Annotated in this window: 18 protein-coding genes; 12 read left to right on the top strand and 6 right to left on the bottom strand. The window is 45.7% G+C overall.

The window, feature by feature from the left end; genetic code table 11:
* From NL647_RS05750 to NL647_RS05740, 3 genes are all read left to right on the top strand, one after another.
* The gene (locus tag NL647_RS05750) at positions 1-1,764 is read left to right on the top strand and encodes a lysophospholipid acyltransferase family protein (protein ID WP_253649805.1); all 1,764 of its coding nucleotides are present in this window, start codon (positions 1-3) and stop codon (positions 1,762-1,764) included.
* A gap of 24 nt (positions 1,765-1,788) precedes the next feature.
* Positions 1,789-2,256, top strand: coding sequence for a GAF domain-containing protein (locus NL647_RS05745; RefSeq protein ID WP_005452302.1), 468 nt, complete (start codon positions 1,789-1,791; stop codon positions 2,254-2,256).
* Between the two features lie 218 nt (positions 2,257-2,474).
* Positions 2,475-3,737, top strand: coding sequence for an amidohydrolase family protein (locus NL647_RS05740; protein WP_005452300.1), 1,263 nt, complete (start codon positions 2,475-2,477; stop codon positions 3,735-3,737).
* A 509-nt stretch (positions 3,738-4,246) separates the two neighbouring features.
* Here the strand turns inward: NL647_RS05740 and NL647_RS05735 are convergent.
* Together NL647_RS05735 and NL647_RS05730 are read right to left on the bottom strand one after the other, a co-directional pair.
* Complete coding sequence (locus NL647_RS05735; protein WP_167393756.1) at positions 4,247-4,408, bottom strand: hypothetical protein; 162 nt, start codon at positions 4,406-4,408, stop codon at positions 4,247-4,249.
* 236 nt (positions 4,409-4,644) lie between these two features.
* Entirely contained in the window at positions 4,645-4,965 is a 321-nt protein-coding gene (locus NL647_RS05730) for a hypothetical protein (protein ID WP_005452298.1), read from the bottom strand.
* 206 nt (positions 4,966-5,171) lie between these two features.
* Here NL647_RS05730 and NL647_RS05725 point away from each other — a divergent pair, with 206 nt between their 5' ends.
* Entirely contained in the window at positions 5,172-6,245 is a 1,074-nt protein-coding gene (locus NL647_RS05725; protein ID WP_085319153.1) for a sensor domain-containing diguanylate cyclase, read from the top strand.
* A 68-nt stretch (positions 6,246-6,313) separates the two neighbouring features.
* On the opposite strand, the gene NL647_RS05720 is transcribed toward NL647_RS05725, so the two are convergent.
* Complete coding sequence (locus NL647_RS05720; protein ID WP_101905219.1) at positions 6,314-7,540, bottom strand: aldose 1-epimerase family protein; 1,227 nt, start codon at positions 7,538-7,540, stop codon at positions 6,314-6,316.
* Between the two features lie 706 nt (positions 7,541-8,246).
* Here NL647_RS05720 and betI point away from each other — a divergent pair.
* The 6 genes from betI (at position 8,247) to choV (ending at position 15,368) form a co-directional block, all read left to right on the top strand.
* Positions 8,247-8,846 (top strand): transcriptional regulator BetI, encoded by a 600-nt coding sequence (gene betI, locus NL647_RS05715; RefSeq protein WP_182025498.1) that lies wholly within the window; start codon positions 8,247-8,249, stop codon positions 8,844-8,846.
* Between the two features lie 16 nt (positions 8,847-8,862).
* Positions 8,863-10,323: a betaine-aldehyde dehydrogenase gene (gene betB, locus NL647_RS05710; RefSeq protein ID WP_253649804.1), complete on the top strand. Its 1,461-nt coding sequence runs from the start codon at positions 8,863-8,865 to the stop codon at positions 10,321-10,323.
* A 19-nt stretch (positions 10,324-10,342) separates the two neighbouring features.
* Positions 10,343-12,043 (top strand): choline dehydrogenase, encoded by a 1,701-nt coding sequence (gene betA / locus NL647_RS05705; RefSeq protein WP_253649803.1) that lies wholly within the window; start codon positions 10,343-10,345, stop codon positions 12,041-12,043.
* Between the two features lie 295 nt (positions 12,044-12,338).
* Positions 12,339-13,277: a choline ABC transporter substrate-binding protein gene (locus NL647_RS05700; protein WP_005425881.1), complete on the top strand. Its 939-nt coding sequence runs from the start codon at positions 12,339-12,341 to the stop codon at positions 13,275-13,277.
* A gap of 62 nt (positions 13,278-13,339) precedes the next feature.
* The gene (gene choW / locus NL647_RS05695; protein ID WP_005425967.1) at positions 13,340-14,182 is read left to right on the top strand and encodes a choline ABC transporter permease subunit; all 843 of its coding nucleotides are present in this window, start codon (positions 13,340-13,342) and stop codon (positions 14,180-14,182) included.
* A 1-nt stretch (position 14,183) separates the two neighbouring features.
* Positions 14,184-15,368, top strand: a complete 1,185-nt coding sequence (choV, locus tag NL647_RS05690) for a choline ABC transporter ATP-binding protein (protein ID WP_253649802.1) — start codon at positions 14,184-14,186, stop codon at positions 15,366-15,368.
* Between the two features lie 162 nt (positions 15,369-15,530).
* Here the strand turns inward: choV and NL647_RS05685 are convergent, their stop codons facing one another.
* A complete protein-coding gene (locus NL647_RS05685; protein WP_005435698.1) occupies positions 15,531-16,187 on the bottom strand; it encodes an NAD(P)H-dependent oxidoreductase in 657 nt (218 codons plus the stop codon).
* A gap of 288 nt (positions 16,188-16,475) precedes the next feature.
* On the opposite strand from NL647_RS05685, the gene NL647_RS05680 reads away from it, so the two are divergent.
* Positions 16,476-16,880 (top strand): hypothetical protein, encoded by a 405-nt coding sequence (locus NL647_RS05680; protein WP_017190719.1) that lies wholly within the window; start codon positions 16,476-16,478, stop codon positions 16,878-16,880.
* 106 nt (positions 16,881-16,986) lie between these two features.
* Here the strand turns inward: NL647_RS05680 and NL647_RS05675 are convergent, their stop codons facing one another.
* Positions 16,987-17,760 carry a slipin family protein gene (locus tag NL647_RS05675; RefSeq protein ID WP_038899387.1) on the bottom strand — a complete coding sequence of 258 codons (774 nt, stop codon included), beginning with the start codon at positions 17,758-17,760 and terminating at the stop codon, positions 16,987-16,989.
* Positions 17,761-17,769: 9 nt separating this feature from the next.
* Entirely contained in the window at positions 17,770-19,137 is a 1,368-nt protein-coding gene (locus tag NL647_RS05670) for a nodulation protein NfeD (RefSeq protein ID WP_253649801.1), read from the bottom strand.
* A 414-nt stretch (positions 19,138-19,551) separates the two neighbouring features.
* Between NL647_RS05670 and NL647_RS05665 the strand changes: the two genes are divergently transcribed.
* The gene (locus tag NL647_RS05665; RefSeq protein ID WP_081324121.1) at positions 19,552-19,782 is read left to right on the top strand and encodes a hypothetical protein; all 231 of its coding nucleotides are present in this window, start codon (positions 19,552-19,554) and stop codon (positions 19,780-19,782) included.
* Positions 19,783-19,807 lie beyond the last annotated feature (25 nt).

Raw genomic sequence — 19,807 nt, 5'->3', positions numbered from 1 at the left:
ATGGTTGAAAGTCCTTTCCGGTTATCAAGAAAAACGCCATTTGGAATAGGTGAGTCTGTTGTCGAGTGGGCTACTGGGCTTTCCAAGTTAGATTCCTTGTACAAGCAAGAACCGTTGCCTGAAGATAGTCATTCATTTATGCATGAAGCGCTTGCTCGAATTGGTACTCAATATCGAGTTCAACATGGCAGCTTAGAGAATATTCCCAGTGATGGCTCGGTTTTGGTTGTTGCTAACCATCCGTTTGGTGGAATTGAAGGGATCATTTTAGCTTCCTTGATTTCCCAAGTGCGCAAGGATGTCAAAGTGCTTGCTAACGAACTGTTAAAGCGAATTCCTGAGCTGGATGAATTGTTTATTGGTGTTGATGTGTTTGGTGGTGAAAAGGCAAAGCAAACCAATCGACGAGCAATTAAAGCGGCGAACCAACATCTCAAAGAAGGTGGGGTGTTGATTATCTTCCCTGCTGGAGAAGTCTCTTCTTGGCAAGCCAGTGAAAATAAAATCACTGATAAAACATGGAGCCACTCAGTAGCAAAATTTGTTAAGCATGCTCAAGCGACGACTGTGCCTTTGTTTATTAGTGGTATGAACAGCAAATTATTTTATCAAGCTGGGAGAATTCATCCGCTTCTTAGAACGGCACTGCTGGGACGAGAACTTCTCAATAAGTCGGGTGAGATCATTTCTGTTTCAATCGGCAATCCAATCCCTTATCGCGAGATACAAGGGTTTGAAAATGATGAAGATATTACCCAGTACTTCCGTTTGAACACCTATTTAATGGGAAGTATGGGCAGTCGCAAGGAGCTCACTCAACAAACTCTTCATGCAGAACCAATAATTGCGCCTATTCTTACAGAGACTTTAGAAAATGAACTTCTGGATCTGTCTGAGTTTAAATTATTAGAGCAGGCTGATTTTGAAGTGTACTGTGCGCCTACACCAAAAATGCCGCAAATGATGCGTGAGATTGGGCGCGTACGAGAAGAAAGCTTTAGAGATGTTGGAGAAGGCAGCGGCTTGAGCTGTGATGTCGACCTCTTTGATCCCAACTACCATCAGCTCTTTGTTTGGCATAAAACCAACCGAGAACTTGTGGGTGCTTATCGTTTAGGTCTGGTTGATGAGCTGATTGAACAAGGCGGAATTCATGCCCTCTATTCAACCAGTTTGTTCAAATATGATGAGGCGTTTATCAAAACTCTAGGTTGCTCGATTGAGCTGGGGCGCTCGGTGGTTGCGAAGCAATACCAACGCAACATGCACTCATTGCTCTTATTGTGGAAGGGCATTGCCTCTTTTGTTCAGCGCAACCCAAAGTACACCCATCTCTTTGGTCCCGTAAGCATCAGCAACGATTATAGCCCAGTGGCAAGGCAGCTCATCGCCTCCGTTATGTCGGTTCATTATTACGATAATGACAAAGCCAAATTGGTTTCGCCAACAACGCCTTTAGAGAGAAACGATCAAGAATTTTGGCGACCGGATATGTTGAGCTCACTCTCTCAGTTGCCTTTGTTATCCAAAGTGCTCAGTCGTCTTGAACGTGGTATGGGAATTCCGGTGCTTCTCAAACAGTACCTGAGCATGAATGGCAAGTTAGTCTGCTTTAATGTCGACCCTGCGTTTAACTTTACGCTAGATGGTTTGATTGTCGTGGATCTGACTTCGGTGCCGGAGAAAAAGCTTGGTAAATACATGGGTTACGACAATGCCGTGAAGTATCAGTTAGCCCATAAGAAAACGGATTTAAGTGAATAGCTATCTATAGGAGTAAGAAATACGATGCCTTTTATCAAATTAGCCAATTATCGTGATGAGCTGACAGCTCAACTCGAAAATATCGCTCATCAGTTTCAACTGCATTCCTTATTGATTATGGAATCTAAGCCGGATCAAATGGTGGTGTTTGCGGCGAATGAGCAACCTATTTACCACGTTGGTGATGCTGGTCCTAAAAGTAATCAACAAGGCTGTCATGAGCTGTACTGCGAACGCGTCGTTGATACTGCACAGCCGTTGCTGGTGGCGGATGCAAGTATGGATGAAGAGTGGAAGGGCAATGAAGACTTAGTGAAATTTGGTCTCGGTGTGTATTACGGTGTGCCAATCACCTTCAAAGGTGAAGTTATTGGGACGGTGTGCGCACTGAATAATGAGCCTTTCGATTTCGCGAAAGGTACGCCTAGTGCGATTGATCAAATCCATCAACTTCAACTCAACGTAGAGCAGCATCTCCAAGCCACTCACTGATTACTGTGAACTAAAGAAACTCTGACAATTCTTGGTCAGAGTTTCTTTGTTTGTCTCCTTCCTTAGCATCTAACACTTCTACTCCGGCACTTTTTCTGGTTGTTGTTGATTCACTGCTTAGACCAAGAATGTGCACTTGTCGTGAAATGGCAATTCTATTTCTCAACCGCTCGATATGATGCACCTGTATTGAGACAACTGACTCGGAGATAGAAACCATGAGTATCGTAATTAAAAATGCAAACGTGTTTAACGGTGTGGATGAGCAACTTCTGAAGAACGTAGACCTTCTGATTGAAAACAACTTAATCACACAAATCGGGAAAGTGGATGACTCGAATGCTGAGCAAATCATCGATGCAGAAGGCAAAACGGTGATGCCAGGCTTGATTGATGCGCACGTACACATCACGCTTTCAGCAGGCTTTAATGAGCTAGATGGTATGACGAGAGAAGAGATTGCGATTCGTTCTGCGAGAATTTCTGAAGAGATGTTGATGCGTGGCTTTACGACCATTCGTGATGTTGCTGGCAACACACTGGGCTTGAAAAACAGCATCGATAAAGGTTACGCCAAAGGTCCTCGAATTTTGCCTTGTATGGCGGCGATTTCGCAAACTTGTGGTCACTCAGACTACCGCCAAAACCAAGCGCAAGAACGTCTAGCGAGCGGTCATGAAGACTCGCCACTGATGAAGACGGGCGCGTTTAAAGTCGCGGATGGTCGTGCTGAAGTATTAAAAGCTGTTCGTGAGCAACTGTTCATGGGTGCTTCCCAAATCAAGGTGATGGCAGGTGGTGGTGCATCCTCTACCTTCGACCCGCTGGATACGTTGCAATACACGTTAGATGAAATGAAAGCAGCGGTGGAAGCGGCAAGCGACTATGGTACCTATGTCGCGGCTCATATTCACACAGCACCAGCGATGAAACGTGCAGCAGAAGCAGGGGTAATGTCCTTTGAGCACGCTACTATTATGGACGATGAAATCGCTCAAATTGTAAAAGAGAAAGGCATTTGGCTTGTTCCGTCATACTTCACGTCATCACTGATTGCGGAGCGTAAGATCCCGCTGCCAAACGAAGAGACTTACCGCAAGACAGAACGCGTTGGTAAGGCAATGTTTAAGTCTGCTGAGCTTATCAAGAAATACGATATTCAAAACCTAGCGTTTGGTACTGACTGTGTCGGTAAAGCAAACGTTCATGAAAGTCAGATGCAAGAGCTTGGTGCGATTGAAAAAACGTTCGACACCATCACTGCACTGCGCATGGCAACTTCAAACTGTGGCCGTTTGTTTGAATTGTCGACTTACAAACACCCTTATCAAGAAGGCAAATTAGGTCAAATTGTGGAAGGTGCGTATGCAGATTTACTTATCGTCGACGGGAATCCACTTGAGGGTGTTGATTGTGTAATGAAAGACGAAACTAAGAAAGTCATCATGAAAGATGGTGTGGTTTATAAGAACACATTATAAACAAGTTATCCTGTTTTCAAAGGCGCTCATCGAGCGCCTTTTTTGCGTCTTGGGATTAGAGTGTATGTCACTTTTCAAAAACCTTCTCGGCTAATCTATTGTTGGCTTCATCCATTTGGTTCTTACTGCCAACATCTACTCGTGTTAAACCATCGTGCCCATTTTAAACTCATCCGTATTGGCTATCGAGAGCGCCTTTATGTTCTTCTAGCATTGAGTTTAGTTATGTTCTACCACGGGAGTGTCGAAGGGAGAACACCTTAAATTAAGCGGTATAGGAGAAGACATAGGCAGAGATTTCATCTCTTAGAGCGACATCGTTACTGGCTGGTTATTAGCTGGCGTGCGTAAAGAAAAAAGATAGGGGAAGGAGATGTCCCAAGCATCTCAAGGCTACTTGGGTAAAGCATAAAAGGGTTGATGAAATACAAACAAGGCAAACAAAAAACCGCGCCTTAAATAAGGCGCGGTTCGGACTAAAAAGGTTTTGGTGAAAGGGCTTGTAGGGCTTACTTCATCACATAACGATAGGTTTTGATTACCAACCAGCCAAAGGCTTTGCTAAAAATTTTTACGGCTTTAAAAGCAACTTTACCAATCGTTACCATCAATTCGCCAGCAACAGTAAGGCACGTGTGTAAATCAGTTTGTTTGAACTCTGCGTAAGTCATGTTGGTCTCTCATTTTTAAGTGGGGGACTCCTGTCGCTCAATGCATACCCTGTAGCGATATAGTAGGAATAAGTGAGATTAGGGACTTACCATTTGGCGCCACCTCGCACGTAAAGATAGAAAATGAGTATTGCTTGGAATGGTTATAAATAACCAAGGTGAATTTATGATGAGTGGATTACAGATGCAAAAAAGCCACCACTAAACAGTGATGGCTTTGTCGGGCACTTGATCGACTAATATTTTACGAACAACATTTTTCTTAAGCTGTTACAGCGAGATTTATCTAACGGGTCACCAAGGTATTCTCCATCTTCAGCGGCTTTCTTCATTACTAAGGCTCTTGCTCGGTCACCGCTGTCTAGGTCTTGATACTCTTCCAGTGTTTTCAGCTTCAACAAACGGTATTTCGATTTGTCTTTGCCAGAGGCGACGTGGTCGTAGCAATAACTCATTGCTCCTGCATTCGCACCGATCTTGCTGGCGTCTGTAATCGCGTAAGCGTTAAAGCCAATTGTGCTCGTCAATAAGATTAAAAGGGCATTGCGTGCTTTCATTTCTGTTTCCTAATTCAAATAAGTTGACGAATAAGGTAGGGAGAAATGGATAACAAAAATTGCCATTAAGCGACATTTGCGAACAATCAATCACTTTGTCTGTTTTGTCAGAGCGAGGTTAGCGATAAACCAGTGGCGCGAATTGGTAAATTTCTATTCTCCGAATTGAATAACCTCTGCTCATTGAATTATTCGGAGCATACGTCATGAATGCGAGACAATTTACTAACGACAATAAACGGAAGTTGCTGCCCATTGTTTATCTGTTGACGATAACCGGCTGGGGTATTTACACACTTACGTATGATTACAGTTGGCAGGCACTGATGCTTTTTGCCATCGGGTTATTGATGGTTATTCGTAATTATTATCTTGAGAGCGAACGAATTGATGAAAAGATTGCCAGTATTGCTGCTCACTCAGTCATTGGTGTGGTGATTCTTGATCAATATTTGCGAGTAGACTATGTCAACAAAAGTTTCTTGAGGCTGACGGGGTACACAAGTGAACAATTAAATGGTGAAAATCTAAAGCAGTTTGGCTTTCGTCCATTAAATGAAGCACTTACTAAGTTGGGCGCTAAAGCGAATTGGAAAGACGAGATCAAAGTGACCAATCGTTTTGGAGACCACTTAACGTTAGATGTGCACATCACACATTATAAAGTGGGGGTAGGTACGCGAGATCGTTATGTCGTGAGTTTTCGAGATGTTAGTCATCGTGCTCGACTAGAGAGCAAATTAAAGAGCTTAGCAGAAAAAGATCCTTTAACGGCGTGCTGGAACCGTCGTCGTTTTGACGAAGAATTAGCTCGCTACGCAAACATCGCCGGTCGATATGGATTTTCTAATGCCACCTTAGCCATCATAGATATTGACCATTTCAAACAAATCAACGACCAGCACGGTCATGATGTGGGCGATGTCGTACTCAAAGACCTCGCTAGATTGATGAAGTCGGAGTGTCGTGAAACTGATATTGTTGCACGTGTTGGGGGAGAAGAGTTTGCCATCATTATGCCTGAGACCAATACTCGAAACGCGTTTGAAGCGATTTACCGGCTGAAAGAAATTATTCAGTCGAAAAGTGTATTGGGCATCACGGTCAGTGGTGGCATTACGGCAATCAATCGTTCGGTTGAGCAAACCTATCGTCGAGCAGACAAGGCTTTGTACCAAGCCAAAACTTTAGGACGAAATCGTGTTTGTGGCGCGAAAGGTGAACCGCTAAGCAAGCACGTTTCTGAGATGGAAGCGCTGATTGCTACTAGTTCTCGATAGTCGACTTCCTAAAGCATACATTAGATTAAGAGCCGCACATCGCGGCTCCTTTTATTGCTGAAGCATTGTTAATTATCTAGGTTTACGAGTGGCTTGCTGATCAGTTCCACTTTTTGACCCTGTTGGATTTTAGCGACTTCAGTGAGTGCTTGTTTGACTTCATTTTGGTTTCTAAGTACTGAGTAGGTTAGATCAAAGTATTTGCTTTCACCTGCTCGTATGGTTGGAACTAAGCCTAATGGGCGTTGGTACTTCGTGTTGTAGGCGTAACTGGTTCCGGGCTCAATGCCAGTCACATAACCCTGTTTGTATGTATCGGTATTTTTCCATAGTGTCAGTACAGGCAGTTGCTCTACGTTATAACTGAGCGCCACACCTTTATCGCTTTTTTTGTTGTGAAGCACCGCTAAACTTTGTCCGGAATCGTCACCTATAGGCTTCAAGTTAAATACCATTTCATCATAGCCTTTTGTTGGTCCTTGATAGGTCTGCCAACTATCCAAGCCCGCCTTTGCGTAGTTGTTGAATGGAGAGACTTCCTTTACTGCTGCGGAAAACTTCGCTCCGTTTTCAAGAATAGGTCTACCAAAGTTAGAATGGTAAATAATCTGGTACTCGTCATCGTAGTCAGACATGTTGGTTAACTTATCGTGTAGAGAGAATGAGTTGCTACCTGGCAGTATTGATAACTCTGTATGAGTCACCAGTTCTGCTTTTTTGAAAGTGCGTTCTGAAACGGTACCTTGCACCCTAATTCTGTGTGGGGGATTATCATCAATGATCACTTTTACTGTAGAAGCGGGTGTATTTTGGACTCGACCATGCAGGCTTAAAAGCTGACCGTTATCATCAACGCCCGGGTGACCTGTCCATTCATACCCACAACGTACAAGCATTTCATTGAACCCATCGAGCCAGCCAAGACCATTGCGGCTTTCCAGCTCGATGAATGCTGGGTTTACGATCTCTTTGACAGGTGAGTCCCAGCCAAGAATTCGCTCTCCATCCATTTTGACATCAAAGATGCCCATCCCACGAGTTGGGATAAGGGTAACTTCCAAAATGCCGTTGTCTATGACGAGAACATCAACACCAAATTGTTTTCCACCGTGCAAACGTTTTTTTTCAATGCTGAAGGGCAAGTCTGGATTAAAGCCGAGGGAGCGACTAGTCATTTTCCAATCTCCAACGTCTTGATTTAAAGCAGAATTAGTTAGAACAAATTCTGCTGAAGAAACAGGTAGGGTAGTGAGTCCGAGTAGCATAGCGGTACAAGCGATGTACGAATTTTTCATCCTTTATTCCTTATTTATTTTTCAAATCTAAGTGTTGCTGAATCGATTCAGCATTATTATATAAATTGCGCTATTTTTGAGCAAAGTAGGCTGATATGAGTTGTGATCAATATGCTCATTAGAGGGTTTTTTAATGATCTTTTTGATTGCTGAATCAAATTCAGCAGAAATATTGAGTGCGAAAATGAAAGTCGTTTTGCTGAAGCTCGCTCTTAGTTAACTAAATAGGGGCGTCAAACGACTCGGAGACACCTAGCTATTCCGGTTCGTTGTTTTCCTTGCTGTACTGGGCGATTTTAATTGACACGAAACGTTTACATTTTGTTGCTGTAGATTCGCTGTGGCGAAGTGGTATGCCATTCCTTGGTCAATTAACAAACTTAAAAATAAAATGTGTAGAAAATATTTGAGCTCGTTGTATTTGTCTTTGCTTGTACTTTTGATAAGAACGGGGTTCTCATGAGTCTTTGTATCTATAATTTGCGTTATAAATGTTCTAATTGTTGATTTTAAAGGTTTTTATTTTCCTGTTTTTACTTGTTAAATCTTCATAAATTCTATCTTTTCTCAAGTTTTAGTAATGATTGTAGTCGAAATGATTCGGCTGTATCTGTCATTTTTTCTAGATAATTAGTTTGAGTTCGAACTAAATTTAAGGCATTTTATATTTAACTAACCGTTCAATTAAAAATAACAAGGATGCAAAATGCCCAAGGTTGGGATGCCTGAAATCAGAAAACCGCAGCTAGTCAAAGCGACGATGTCGGTCATCGACAGAGTAGGTTTGCACGCCGCGAGTATCTCGTTGATCAGCAAAGAAGCAGGGGTATCAACAGGGATCATTAATCACTATTTCGGTGGAAAGCACGGCTTGTTAGAAGAGACCATGCGTGAGATCCTGCGCCAGCTTTCTGCCACCATCAAAGAGAACCTAAGCCAACTACCGACTGATGCGCATCATCAACGTATTAATGCCATCATCGACGGCAACTTTGTGGGCTTCCAAGCCGAGAACCAAGTGGCAAAAACTTGGTTGGCATTCTGGTCGTACTCAATGCATGACGCACAGCTCAAACGTCTGCAACGAGTGAATGAACGACGTCTCCTTTCTCACCTAAAAAAAGAATTAAAAGCTTTGCTGGATCAAGAGCAAGCAGAGCTAGTAGCGCATGGTATTGCGTCACTGATTGATGGCATCTGGCTGCGCGGAACGCTCAACCCGCAAGGCATCGATGCCGAGAAAGCTCGCGTCATCATTAACGACTATCTCGATAAACAGCTCACGTTCTACTCAAAACAAAAATAAAGAGTCAAACCTTCAAATGGATATGAAAGCACACTACATCGATGGTGCCATGCACCTAGGATGCTCAGAAGAACACTTCACCACATACAATCCAGCCAATGGTGAACCGCTTGCAAATGTGAAGCAGGCTAACCAGCAAGATATGCAAGCGGCAATAGAATCTGCCAAGCGCGGTTTTGCGATTTGGTCTGCCATGACGGCGACAGAGCGCAGTCGTATCCTGCTTAAAGCGGTGGCGCTACTTCGTGAAAGAAACGACGAACTGGCAGCATTAGAAGTCGCGGATACGGGCAAGCCAATCCAAGAAGCGAATTGCGTAGACATTGCAACGGGTGCGGATGTGATCGAGTACTACGCAGGTCTTGCGCCTAGCATGCATGGTGAACAGCAACCGCTGAATGAATCACAGTTTTTCTACACTCGCCGCGAACCTCTGGGTATTTGTGCGGGCATTGGTGCGTGGAACTACCCAATTCAAATCGCGATGTGGAAGTCTGCTCCTGCACTTGCTGCGGGTAATGCGATGATCTTTAAACCATCAGAAGAAACTCCGTTGACCGCACTCAAACTAGCAGAAATCTACAGCGAAGCGGGATTGCCAGATGGCGTGTTCAACGTCATTCAGGGTGATTACCGAGTAGGGCAGATGCTCACCGCACATCCAGACATCGCCAAAGTCTCTTTCACGGGGGAATCGGGTACGGGCAAAGTCGTGATGGGTGACAGCGCCGCGACGCTGAAGCAAGTCACAATGGAGCTTGGCGGTAAGTCTCCAATGATCATTTTTGATGATGCCAAGCTAGACGACGCGGTTTCTGCTGCAATGGTTGCAAACTTCTACACCCAAGGTGAGGTTTGTACACACGGTACTCGCGTGTTCGTTCATGAAGGTATTTATGACGATTTCGTCGCTCAACTTAAGAAGCGTACTGAACTGCTGGTGGTTGGCGATCCGCTTGATGAGCAAACCCAAATTGGCGCGCTAATTTCCAAAGAGCACGAATCAAAAGTCCTTTCCGCAATTGAACAAGCGAAAGCAAGCAAAGCAACGCTACTAACCGGCGGCTACAAAGTCACAGAAAACGGTTTGGCGAGCGGCAATTTTGTTGTGCCAACGGTTTTCATTGATTGCGAAGACGACATGCCACACGTGCAGCAAGAGATCTTTGGTCCCGTAATGTCAGTGCTTAAGTTCAGTGATGAAGACGAAGTGATTGCACGCGCTAACAACACCGATTACGGACTTGCAGCTGGCGTGTTCACGCAAAACCTCTCTCGTGCACACCGTGTTATTCATCAAATCCAAGCAGGTATTTGTTGGATTAATACGTGGGGCGATTCCCCAGCCGAAATGCCAGTTGGCGGTTACAAACTGTCTGGCATTGGACGTGAAAACGGCGTGGAAACCCTCAAGCATTACACCCAAACCAAGAGCGTGTTAGTGCATTTGGGTGATTTCGACAGCCCTTACGCGTAATCAGTCTGGAGGATTTGTAATGCAACAACGCTACGATTACATCATCGTCGGGGCTGGCTCGGCAGGCTGTGTTTTGGCGGATCGTCTGAGTGAAAGCGGTCAGCACCAAGTCTTGCTGCTGGAAGCGGGGGGCTCAGACAAGAGCATCTTCATCCAAATGCCAACAGCGCTGTCTTACCCAATGAACACCGAAAAGTACGCATGGCAGTTCGAAACTGTTGCAGAAGAGGGGTTAGACGGACGCCAACTGCATTGTCCACGCGGCAAAGTGTTAGGCGGCAGCTCTTCGATCAACGGCATGGTTTATGTTCGGGGTCATGCTTGTGATTTTGACGAATGGGAAACAGAAGGCGCGAAAGGCTGGAACTACCAAGCTTGTCTACCTTACTTCCGTAAAGCGGAAACATGGACAGGCGGCGCAGACGAATACCGTGGCGACAGTGGTCCTGTTGGGACGTGTAACGGCAACGACATGAAGTTGAACCCACTTTACCAAGCGTTTATTGAAGCGGGCAAAGATGCAGGTTACCCAGAAACGCAAGACTATAACGGTTATCAGCAAGAGGGATTCGGTCCGATGCACATGACGGTAGACAAAGGCGTGCGCGCTTCTACCTCTAACGCTTACTTAAGCCGTGCAAAAAAGCGCAGTAATTTCAACTTGATGAAAGGCGTGACCGCTCATCGCATTTTGCTTGAAGGCAAGAAAGCGGTCGGCATTGAGTTCGAGCAATCGGGCAAAATCAAACACTGTTTCGCCAACAAAGAAGTGGTGTCGAGCGCGGGTTCCATCGGCTCGGTACAACTGCTGCAACTTTCGGGTATTGGTCCTAAGACTGTACTTGAAAAAGCGGGCGTTGAAGTGAAACACGCTCTCGAAGGAGTGGGTAAGAACTTGCAAGACCACCTTGAAGTGTATTTCCAGTATCACTGCAAACAGCCGATCACGCTAAACAGCAAGTTAGGTTTGATCAGCAAAGGTTTGATTGGTACGGAGTGGATTCTGACGCGCAAAGGTCTGGGAGCAACTAACCACTTTGAATCGTGTGCGTTCATCCGTTCTCGTGAAGGCTTGAAATCGCCAAACATTCAATATCACTTCCTACCAGCAGCAATGCGTTATGACGGACGCGCGGCATTTGATGGTCACGGCTTCCAAGTGCATGTTGGTCCAAACAAGCCAGAGAGTCGCGGTAGTGTTGAAGTGGTTTCTGCCAACCCAAATGACAAGCCCAAAATCGAGTTCAACTACATCTCGACGGAACAAGATAAGCAGGATTGGCGGGACTGTATTCGTCTAACGCGTGAAATCCTGAATCAACCTGCAATGGATGCGTTCCGCGGTGAAGAAATTCAACCTGGTCTTAACATCACCAGCGATGAAGCGATTGATGAATGGGTGAAGCAAAACGTGGAAAGTGCTTACCACCCATCGTGTAGCTGCAAAATGGGCGCAGACAATGACCCAATGGCAGTTCTGAATGAAGCCTGCCAAGTGCGTGGCATTGAAGGCTTGCGCGTGGTGGATTCATCCATCTTCCCAACCATTCCGAATGGCAACTTAAACGCACCAACCATCATGGTCGCAGAGCGTGCCGCAGACATGATCTTGGGTAACGTACTCGAAGAATCGAATAACACACCAGTTTGGATTGCTCCGAACTGGCAAGAGACGCAAAGAATGCGTCCGCCGAAAAGAGACTTAAGCTCAATCTCATAAAGTCAGTAGGGTCTGTTTACCTTTCGAGCTGATTTTTGCAGCGAATTGTTGGGTATTTATACAAGGCAGAGACTTTGCTATGTAGCTAGCCTACATGAGAAGTCGATAACGCAGTAGAAATGACCAACAAACGCTGCCCAAAGGGTTCGGTTAAAATCGTTTTATGCTTTGTTAAGGCGTATTTGCTTAGAGTGACTAGGCGACACACTCCTTGCCTCGCCTAAAACGATTTTATCTCGAACAAAAATTAACCGCGCAAGGTCAACAGACCCTGATCATTACAAGGAATTTAAACATGTCTACGATGACAAAAATCTTTTCATCTATCGCACTGAGTGCAGTGGCGACAGGTGCTTATGCTAACCAATGTGAAACCGTTCGATTTGCCGATGTAGGCTGGACAGACATTACTGCAACCACAGCTGTTACCTCTGAACTGCTCAAAGGCTTGGGTTACAAAACCAAGACCGATCTTCTGTCTGTACCTGTGACGTACTCTTCAATGGCAAACGGCGACATTGACGTATTCCTAGGTAACTGGATGCCAACCATGGAAGGCGATATCGCCAAATACCGTGAAGCTGGCACAGTGGAAACCGTTCGTGCAAACCTAGAAGGCGCAAAATACACACTAGCAGTGCCAAAGTACGTGTACGACGCGGGTGTGAAAAGCTTTGCTGACTTGGCAAAACATGCCGACAAATTCAAAGACCGCATCTACGGCATTGAGCCGGGTAACGATGGCAACCGCCTTATCCAAGATATGATCGACAGCGATGCATTCGGCTTGAAAGACTTCAGCCTAGTGGAATCAAGCGAAGCGGGCATGGTGTCTCAAGTGTCTCGTGCTGTGCGTCGTAACCAATGGATCGTTTACCTAGGTTGGGCACCACACCCAATGAACAGCAATGTAGAGATGGAATATCTATCTGGCGGTGATGACTTCTTTGGCCCTAACTACGGCGGTGCAAATGTTTACACCAACGTGCGCCAAGACTACCTATCTGAGTGTCAAAACGTGGGTCAACTGCTTAAGAATCTAGAGTTCAGCCTAGAGATGGAAAACCAGTTGATGGAAGCGATTCTAAACCAAAAGCAGAAGCCAGCGAAAGCAGCACAAGAATGGTTGAATGCCAACCCACAACAATTTGAAGCATGGCTAGAAGGCGTGAAGACGCTAGACGGCAAAGATGCAAAACAAGCGATTACTTCTTACCTAAAAACAAACGCTTAATCATTCCTCTCTTTAGGAAAAGGTGGGCAGTGATGCCCGCCTATTAACACAAAGGTTTTATTGTGAATTTTATTACGGACAACAAACTTCCGTTGGGCGAATGGATGGAAACGGGCGTGGATTGGTTAACCATGAACGCGTCGGGTTTCTTTGATGCTATCTCTATTTTTCTCGAAACCATCATTCTATTCGTGGTGGATATTTTCAAATGGATGCCACCGGCAGCACCAATCATCATGACCGCAGCGATTGCGTGGTTCCTACACCGCAGCATTCCTCTAGTCGTGTTTATTGTGCTGGCGTTACTGACTATCCTTAACCTCGGCTACTGGCAAGAAATGCTGGAAACCTTTGTTCTCGTCTTCGCTGCGACAACGATTTCCGTATTAATTGGCGTGCCCCTTGGCATCATGGCGGCGCATCGCCCGTGGTTGTATACCTTATTGCGCCCGATACTCGATTTAATGCAGACAGTACCAACGTTTGTGTATCTGATCCCAACATTGGTACTGTTTGGTTTGGGCATCGTTCCGGGGCTGATTTCCACGATTATCTTTGCCATTGCAGCGCCAATTCGTCTGACTTACCTTGGCATCACCAAAGTGCCGGAGGAGTTGATTGAAGCGGGTAAAGCCTTTGGTGCAAGCCGCATGAAATTGTTATTCAAAGTTGAACTCCCAGCAGCATTGCCAAGCATTATGGCGGGTGTTACCCAGTGCATTATGTTGTCGCTTTCTATGGTGGTTATTGCGGCGCTAGTCGGTGCTGATGGTCTGGGTAAACCAGTCGTACGAGCATTGAACACCGTGAACATTTCTCAAGGCTTTGAAGCGGGTTTAGCGATTGTTTTGGTCGCGATTATTCTCGACCGCTTGTGCAAAGCACCAAACCAAAAGGAGGCATAACATGGATGCAATTACGATTGAAAACCTCGACGTTGTGTTTGGGCAGCAGCAAGAGCAAGCATTGGCACTTTTAGACCAAGGCAAGTCTCGCCAAGAGATCATTGATGAAACCGGACAAGTAGTTGGTGTTGATAAGGTCTCAATGAGCGTCAAACAAGGTGAGATCTGTGTATTGATGGGGCTGTCCGGTTCGGGTAAATCCAGCCTCCTTCGTGCCGTTAATGGTTTGAATGAGATCTCTCGTGGCTCACTCAAAATCAAAGATGGCGACGATATGGTAGAGCTTGCCAACTGCGACGAACAGACTCTGCGCAACCTACGTACTCATCGCGTGTCGATGGTGTTCCAAAAGTTTGCGCTTATGCCGTGGTTAACCGTATTGGATAACGTGGCATTTGGTCTTGAGATGCAGGGTATTGGCAAAGCGGAACGTCGTAAAAAAGCACGCGAGCAACTAGAAATGGTAGGGCTAAGCGAGTGGGAGAGTAAGTTCCCACATGAGCTTTCTGGCGGTATGCAGCAGCGTGTTGGCTTGGCTCGCGCCTTTGCTATGGATACCGATATCTTGTTGATGGATGAGCCGTTTTCTGCGCTCGATCCACTGATTCGTGCTCAGCTTCAAGATGAATTGATTCAACTGCAAGAGAAGCTCAACAAGACGATTTTGTTTGTGAGCCATGACTTAGATGAAGCGCTGAAAATCGGTAACAACATTGCCATTATGGAATCGGGCAAACTGATTCAACACGGCAAGCCTGAGCAAATCATCCTTGCGCCAGAAAACGAATATGTAGCAGATTTTGTAGCCCACACTAATCCGCTTAACGTGTTGAAAGGTCGTTCACTGATGCAAGCCTGCACCGAGCTTAAGCAGCAAAATGACCGCGTATTGGTATGTGCAGATAAGCAGATTTGGGTCGAGCAAGAGCCGAAAGGTGTCACGCTGGTGGATTCCGATAAGTCATTGGTGAATTGGGAAAACGATTCAACCACACTCGATGACATCGGCGAAAGCACGGTTGTTCAAGCCAATCCAGATATCAGCATGCGTGAGGCGATTGAACTGAAGCAACGCAGCAACCAGCCGATATTGCTAGTAGAAGAGAACAAGCTAGTGGGCGTATTGAGTGATAACGAGTTGTATGACGCGCTGCTTGGTAACTTTAAATCCAAGCAAGTGGCATAGCTGTCTCTTATATCAAAACGTTTGTTGATTCCCCTCAGCAAAACAAAAAAAGAGCCGTACTCTTAGACTTAGAAACTAAGAAGTACGGCTCTTTCAATTTGAACAATGATTTAGATAGCTAAGCTCTAGGCTAGGAACCAAGGAGCTAGGAGACGATACTCATTAAAGAGTAGTAATTACGTCATCCATGTTTAGACGTGCTTTTGGTAGACCGTGGTTGTAGTCTTCGCCGTCTTTGTGGTAGCCGATTGCTAGTGCAACTTCACATACGTGACCGTCTAGTTCTGCTTTGAACTCTTCGCCGATCAGTGTTGGGTCAACACCTTCCATTGGAGTAGAGTCGATACCTAGACGCGCTAGTGTGTGCAGTAGGTTACCAAGTGCGATGTAAACTTGCGCTTTAGTCCAGCCGCCGTTGTAGCCGTTCTCATCTGTGTTTGCTTCAGCAAATGCGTAAGCACCCATGAACATGTCGTACATGTCTGCTGGTAGGTGACCAGAAGTTACTTCAGCATCAACACGCTTCGCGAATTTCTCTTTAGTGAATTTTGGATCGTACGCTAGCAGAATAGTGTGAGATGCTGCTTTAGCGTGCGGTTGGTTGAACTGGTGCATGTTAGCAAACGTGTCGTGGAAACGCTGTTTCGCTTCGTCGCTCTCAATGACGATGAATTTCCAAGGCTGAGAGTTGATAGAAGACGCAGATAGGCGGATTGCTTCTTTGATGATTGCCATATCTTCTTGAGAGATGCGTTTCTCTTCGTCGTATTTTTTAGCTGTGTAACGGTTGTTTAGGTCTGTAATGATTTGATGAGACACGTTTATATCCTCTTAATATTATTAGACAAATGAGGATGCGCTTAGCATCGACAACCATGCGTACCTCGAAAGTGAGTCCATAATATCGACTTTTATCGAATTGATAATACGTGTTTCGTTTAAATCACTTTCTATTTTTTATTGAAAATCGAATTTGAACGGCTGAAGGGCAGGTTGGCATTCTTCGTATGCCGACGTTCAGAAACCACAAAACCGCCCCAACGAGCTTGGTAGGATTATCAAATTACATTCATAATGAAAATAGATAAGTTGGTTGGAGGCTAGGGGATGAACGTAATCGAAGTTTTTAACGACAGCTATGAACGCTGTGTTACCCATGAGGACTTCTTTGATTTGTTCTATGAGAACTTTTGGTCGAAAGGTGAAAACTTCAGACAGAAGTTCGATGGCGTAGATATGAAGAAGCAAATCCGGATGCTTAAAGGGTCTATCGTGTTTGTGATGATGGCGGATACCTCTGTAGATGCTCGTGACATGATGAGGAAATATGGTAATAAGCACGGACACAACAATATTGGCGTCGCCCCTGAAGATATCGATGTCTGGTTTGAAAGCCTGTTAGAAACCGTCGCCCAATGTGATCCTGACTTTGATGAAAGGGTCGAGTACGCGTGGCGTCACTGCTTTGAAACTGGATTGGCAATTATGAAGAAAGAGTGCACCGATGCTTGAGTTCAACCAATGGTGAATTCGTAAAGGGAGTAGAACACCGCTACTCCCTTTTTCCTTTTTCTACTTGCCTCTATAGCGGCTACTAGGCTTACTCTTTCCCTTCTTCCTACTCTCCCTGATTCTTTTTCACTGCTTTGGCGATATCAGAGACCGCTTCGACGAGATTAATCGGCATCGGGAAGATGATGGTCGATGTCTTGTCTGTGGTGATTTCAGTGAGCGTCTGCATGTATCGAAGTTGCAACGCATTGGGTGCTTCGTTAAGCATTTCTGCCGCTTCTTTTAGCTTGTTGGAAGCTTCTAATTCACCGGTTGCGTGGATGATCTTCGCACGGCGGTTACGTTCTGCTTCGGCTTGGCGGGCGAGGGCGCGCACCATGCTGTCGTTAAGATCGACATGTTTCACTTCAACCGTTGCGATCTTGATACCCCAATCGTCAGTTTGCTGGTCGAGAATGGATTGCAGATCTTTATTGAGGCGTTCACGTTCAGAAAGCAATTCATCCAGTTCATGTTGACCAAGTACAGAACGTAATGTTGTCTGTGCTAACTGGCTGGTGGCATCGCTGTAGCTTTCGATGTTATTGATCGCCATTTGTGGGTCGACCACTCGGAAGTAAACCACGGCGTTGACTCGGACCGATACGTTGTCACGGGTGATTAGATCTTGGGTTGGGACATCTAGCACAATGGTACGTAAGTCAACGCGAACCATTTGTTGAATGAAAGGGATCAAGATGATCAAGCCCGGTCCTTTTACTTCTTGGAAGCGACCGAGGAAGAACACCACGCCGCGCTCGTACTCACGCAGCACCTTGAACATTTGCGTTGCCAGTGCAACCAATAAAACAATGATAACGGCAACAGTGTAGAGCATCATAAGCGCCTCCTATTCCTTAGGGCGGTCACTGGGTTTCACGGTTAAGGTCAACCCTTTAATTGTTACCACGGTGACGTGGTCTCCTTGTTTGAGCTGGGCGTCAGCCTTGGCTTGCCATAAAGCACCATCCAGCTGGACAAGCCCCGTTCCATCAACAAAATCATCGCTCACAACTGCGAGCTTGCCCGGGTAGGTTTCTAGTCCAGTAGTGGCTTTTTTGCTGCGAATTTTAAGCAGCAAGCCAACGGTAATCACGATTAACCCAACGGAGAAAATAGCGATACCAATGATCAATGGCAGAGCGATTTGGAAGCCGGGGATGTCGCTGTCCATTAGGAAGATCGAGCCGAGAACAAACGCAACGACACCACCTAAGCCGAGTATGCCAAAGCTCGGGTTAAAGGCTTCAGCAATCATCAGAGCAATACCGAGCAGCAGTAACCCTAAACCAACGTAATTCACTGGCATCATTTGTAGGGCATACATGGCGAGTAACAAGCATATCCCACCGAGCACACCTGGTAAGCCGATGCCAGGGTTGTAGAACTCTAATAACAGACCGTAAATACCAATCAGCATCAGGATATAAGCCACGTTGGGATTGGTGATCACCGCCAACATTTCTGCACGCCAGTCGGGGACGCGTTCCACCCACGTTGGGTTATCTAACGTCAGCTGATACGGCTTGCCGTTCACTTTGACCTCTGTGCCATTGATGGCAGCGACCAAGTCTTCGGGCGAGTTAGCAATGTAATCAATAACGTTTAACTCTAGCGCTTCTGAAGCGTCTATGTTTGCAGCTTCGCTGACGGCTTTCTCTGCCCAGTCTGCGTTTCTGCCATGCAAGCGAGCCAAACCTTTGATATATGCTCTGGCGTCGTTGATAACTTTCTTTTCCATTGCGGTTTTGGCAGGTACTTCGTCGGAGTTTTTGCCTGATGATTCATCATTCGATTCGTCATTGTCTTTGTCGTCGGCACTAGAAGGCTGTTGCGGTGCACCCCCTAGAGAAACGGGCGTAGCTGAGCCTAAATTAGTGGCTTCTGCCATCGCGGCAACATGACTAGCCAGCAGAATGTAGGTGCCAGCGCTGGCTGCCCGAGAGCCTGACGGACCAACCCAAGTTGCAATGGGTACGGAAGAGGTTGTGATGGCGTGAATGATGTCCCTCATTGAGCTATCAAGTCCGCCGGGGGTATCCATTTTTAGTATGACGAGGTCGACGCCGTTTTGCTGAGCCTCTTCAATCTCTCGCGACAGATAATCGCTCAGAGCAGGACCAATTGCGCCTTTGACTGGCAATACCCAAACGGTGCTCGCTAGCGCTTGGCTGGCAAACAAGAGTAGGGGAAGAAGCCACAATCGTATCTGTTTCATACAGCCCTCCTTGTGTTACCACTGGGACTTATTGAAAACGCTATTTAAAGTATATACCCAAGTGACTTCAAGATGCAGGATTCAGAGCGTTGTCATTGATTCGAGAGCAAGGAAAACAACGCGGTGTAATAGCTAGCTCTTTCCAAGTTGTTTGACGCAGCAATCGGGTCAATGACACGCTCCCAAAGGGCACTCTTTGCAAATAGTAAGGGCCTTGGCTTGTATACTTTGTTGTCGATTCTTGATTTAGACCCACTAAACCTTTAAATCGCCGCCGCGTCTACAAACCAAGTCAGTCTCGCTGAACCTAGCATCTCGAGGTTACTTGGGTATAGATACGAGTAGGCGGGAGAATGGATTTATCCGTCGCCTCCATATGTATAAGCAAATGTACAAGGGGGAGGTGCTTAGGCTGTGATACACACTTTCTCACGTAATCTGGGTTTTCATGCGTTGTGGATCGTAAGAAAACCAGTAAACTGCGAGGAATCAACGACACTCAGACAAGAAGGTAAGTGGGAAGTTATGATGTTAATTGCGATTCGATTGGTGAAGCTTGCCGTTATCTGTGCAGTGTTCTTCACTATCTACGATTTGATTGCGTTCGGTGAGGTGACTTGGATTAATCGTTTCTTCAATCTGTAATCTGAAATGAAAGGGGCATCGTGCC

Origin of the sequence: Vibrio sp. Y29_XK_CS5 (assembly GCF_024181835.1) — a bacterium.
Taxonomy (GTDB): Bacteria; Pseudomonadota; Gammaproteobacteria; order Enterobacterales; family Vibrionaceae; genus Vibrio; species Vibrio harveyi.
This window is presented reverse-complemented; position numbering and strand designations above follow the sequence as displayed.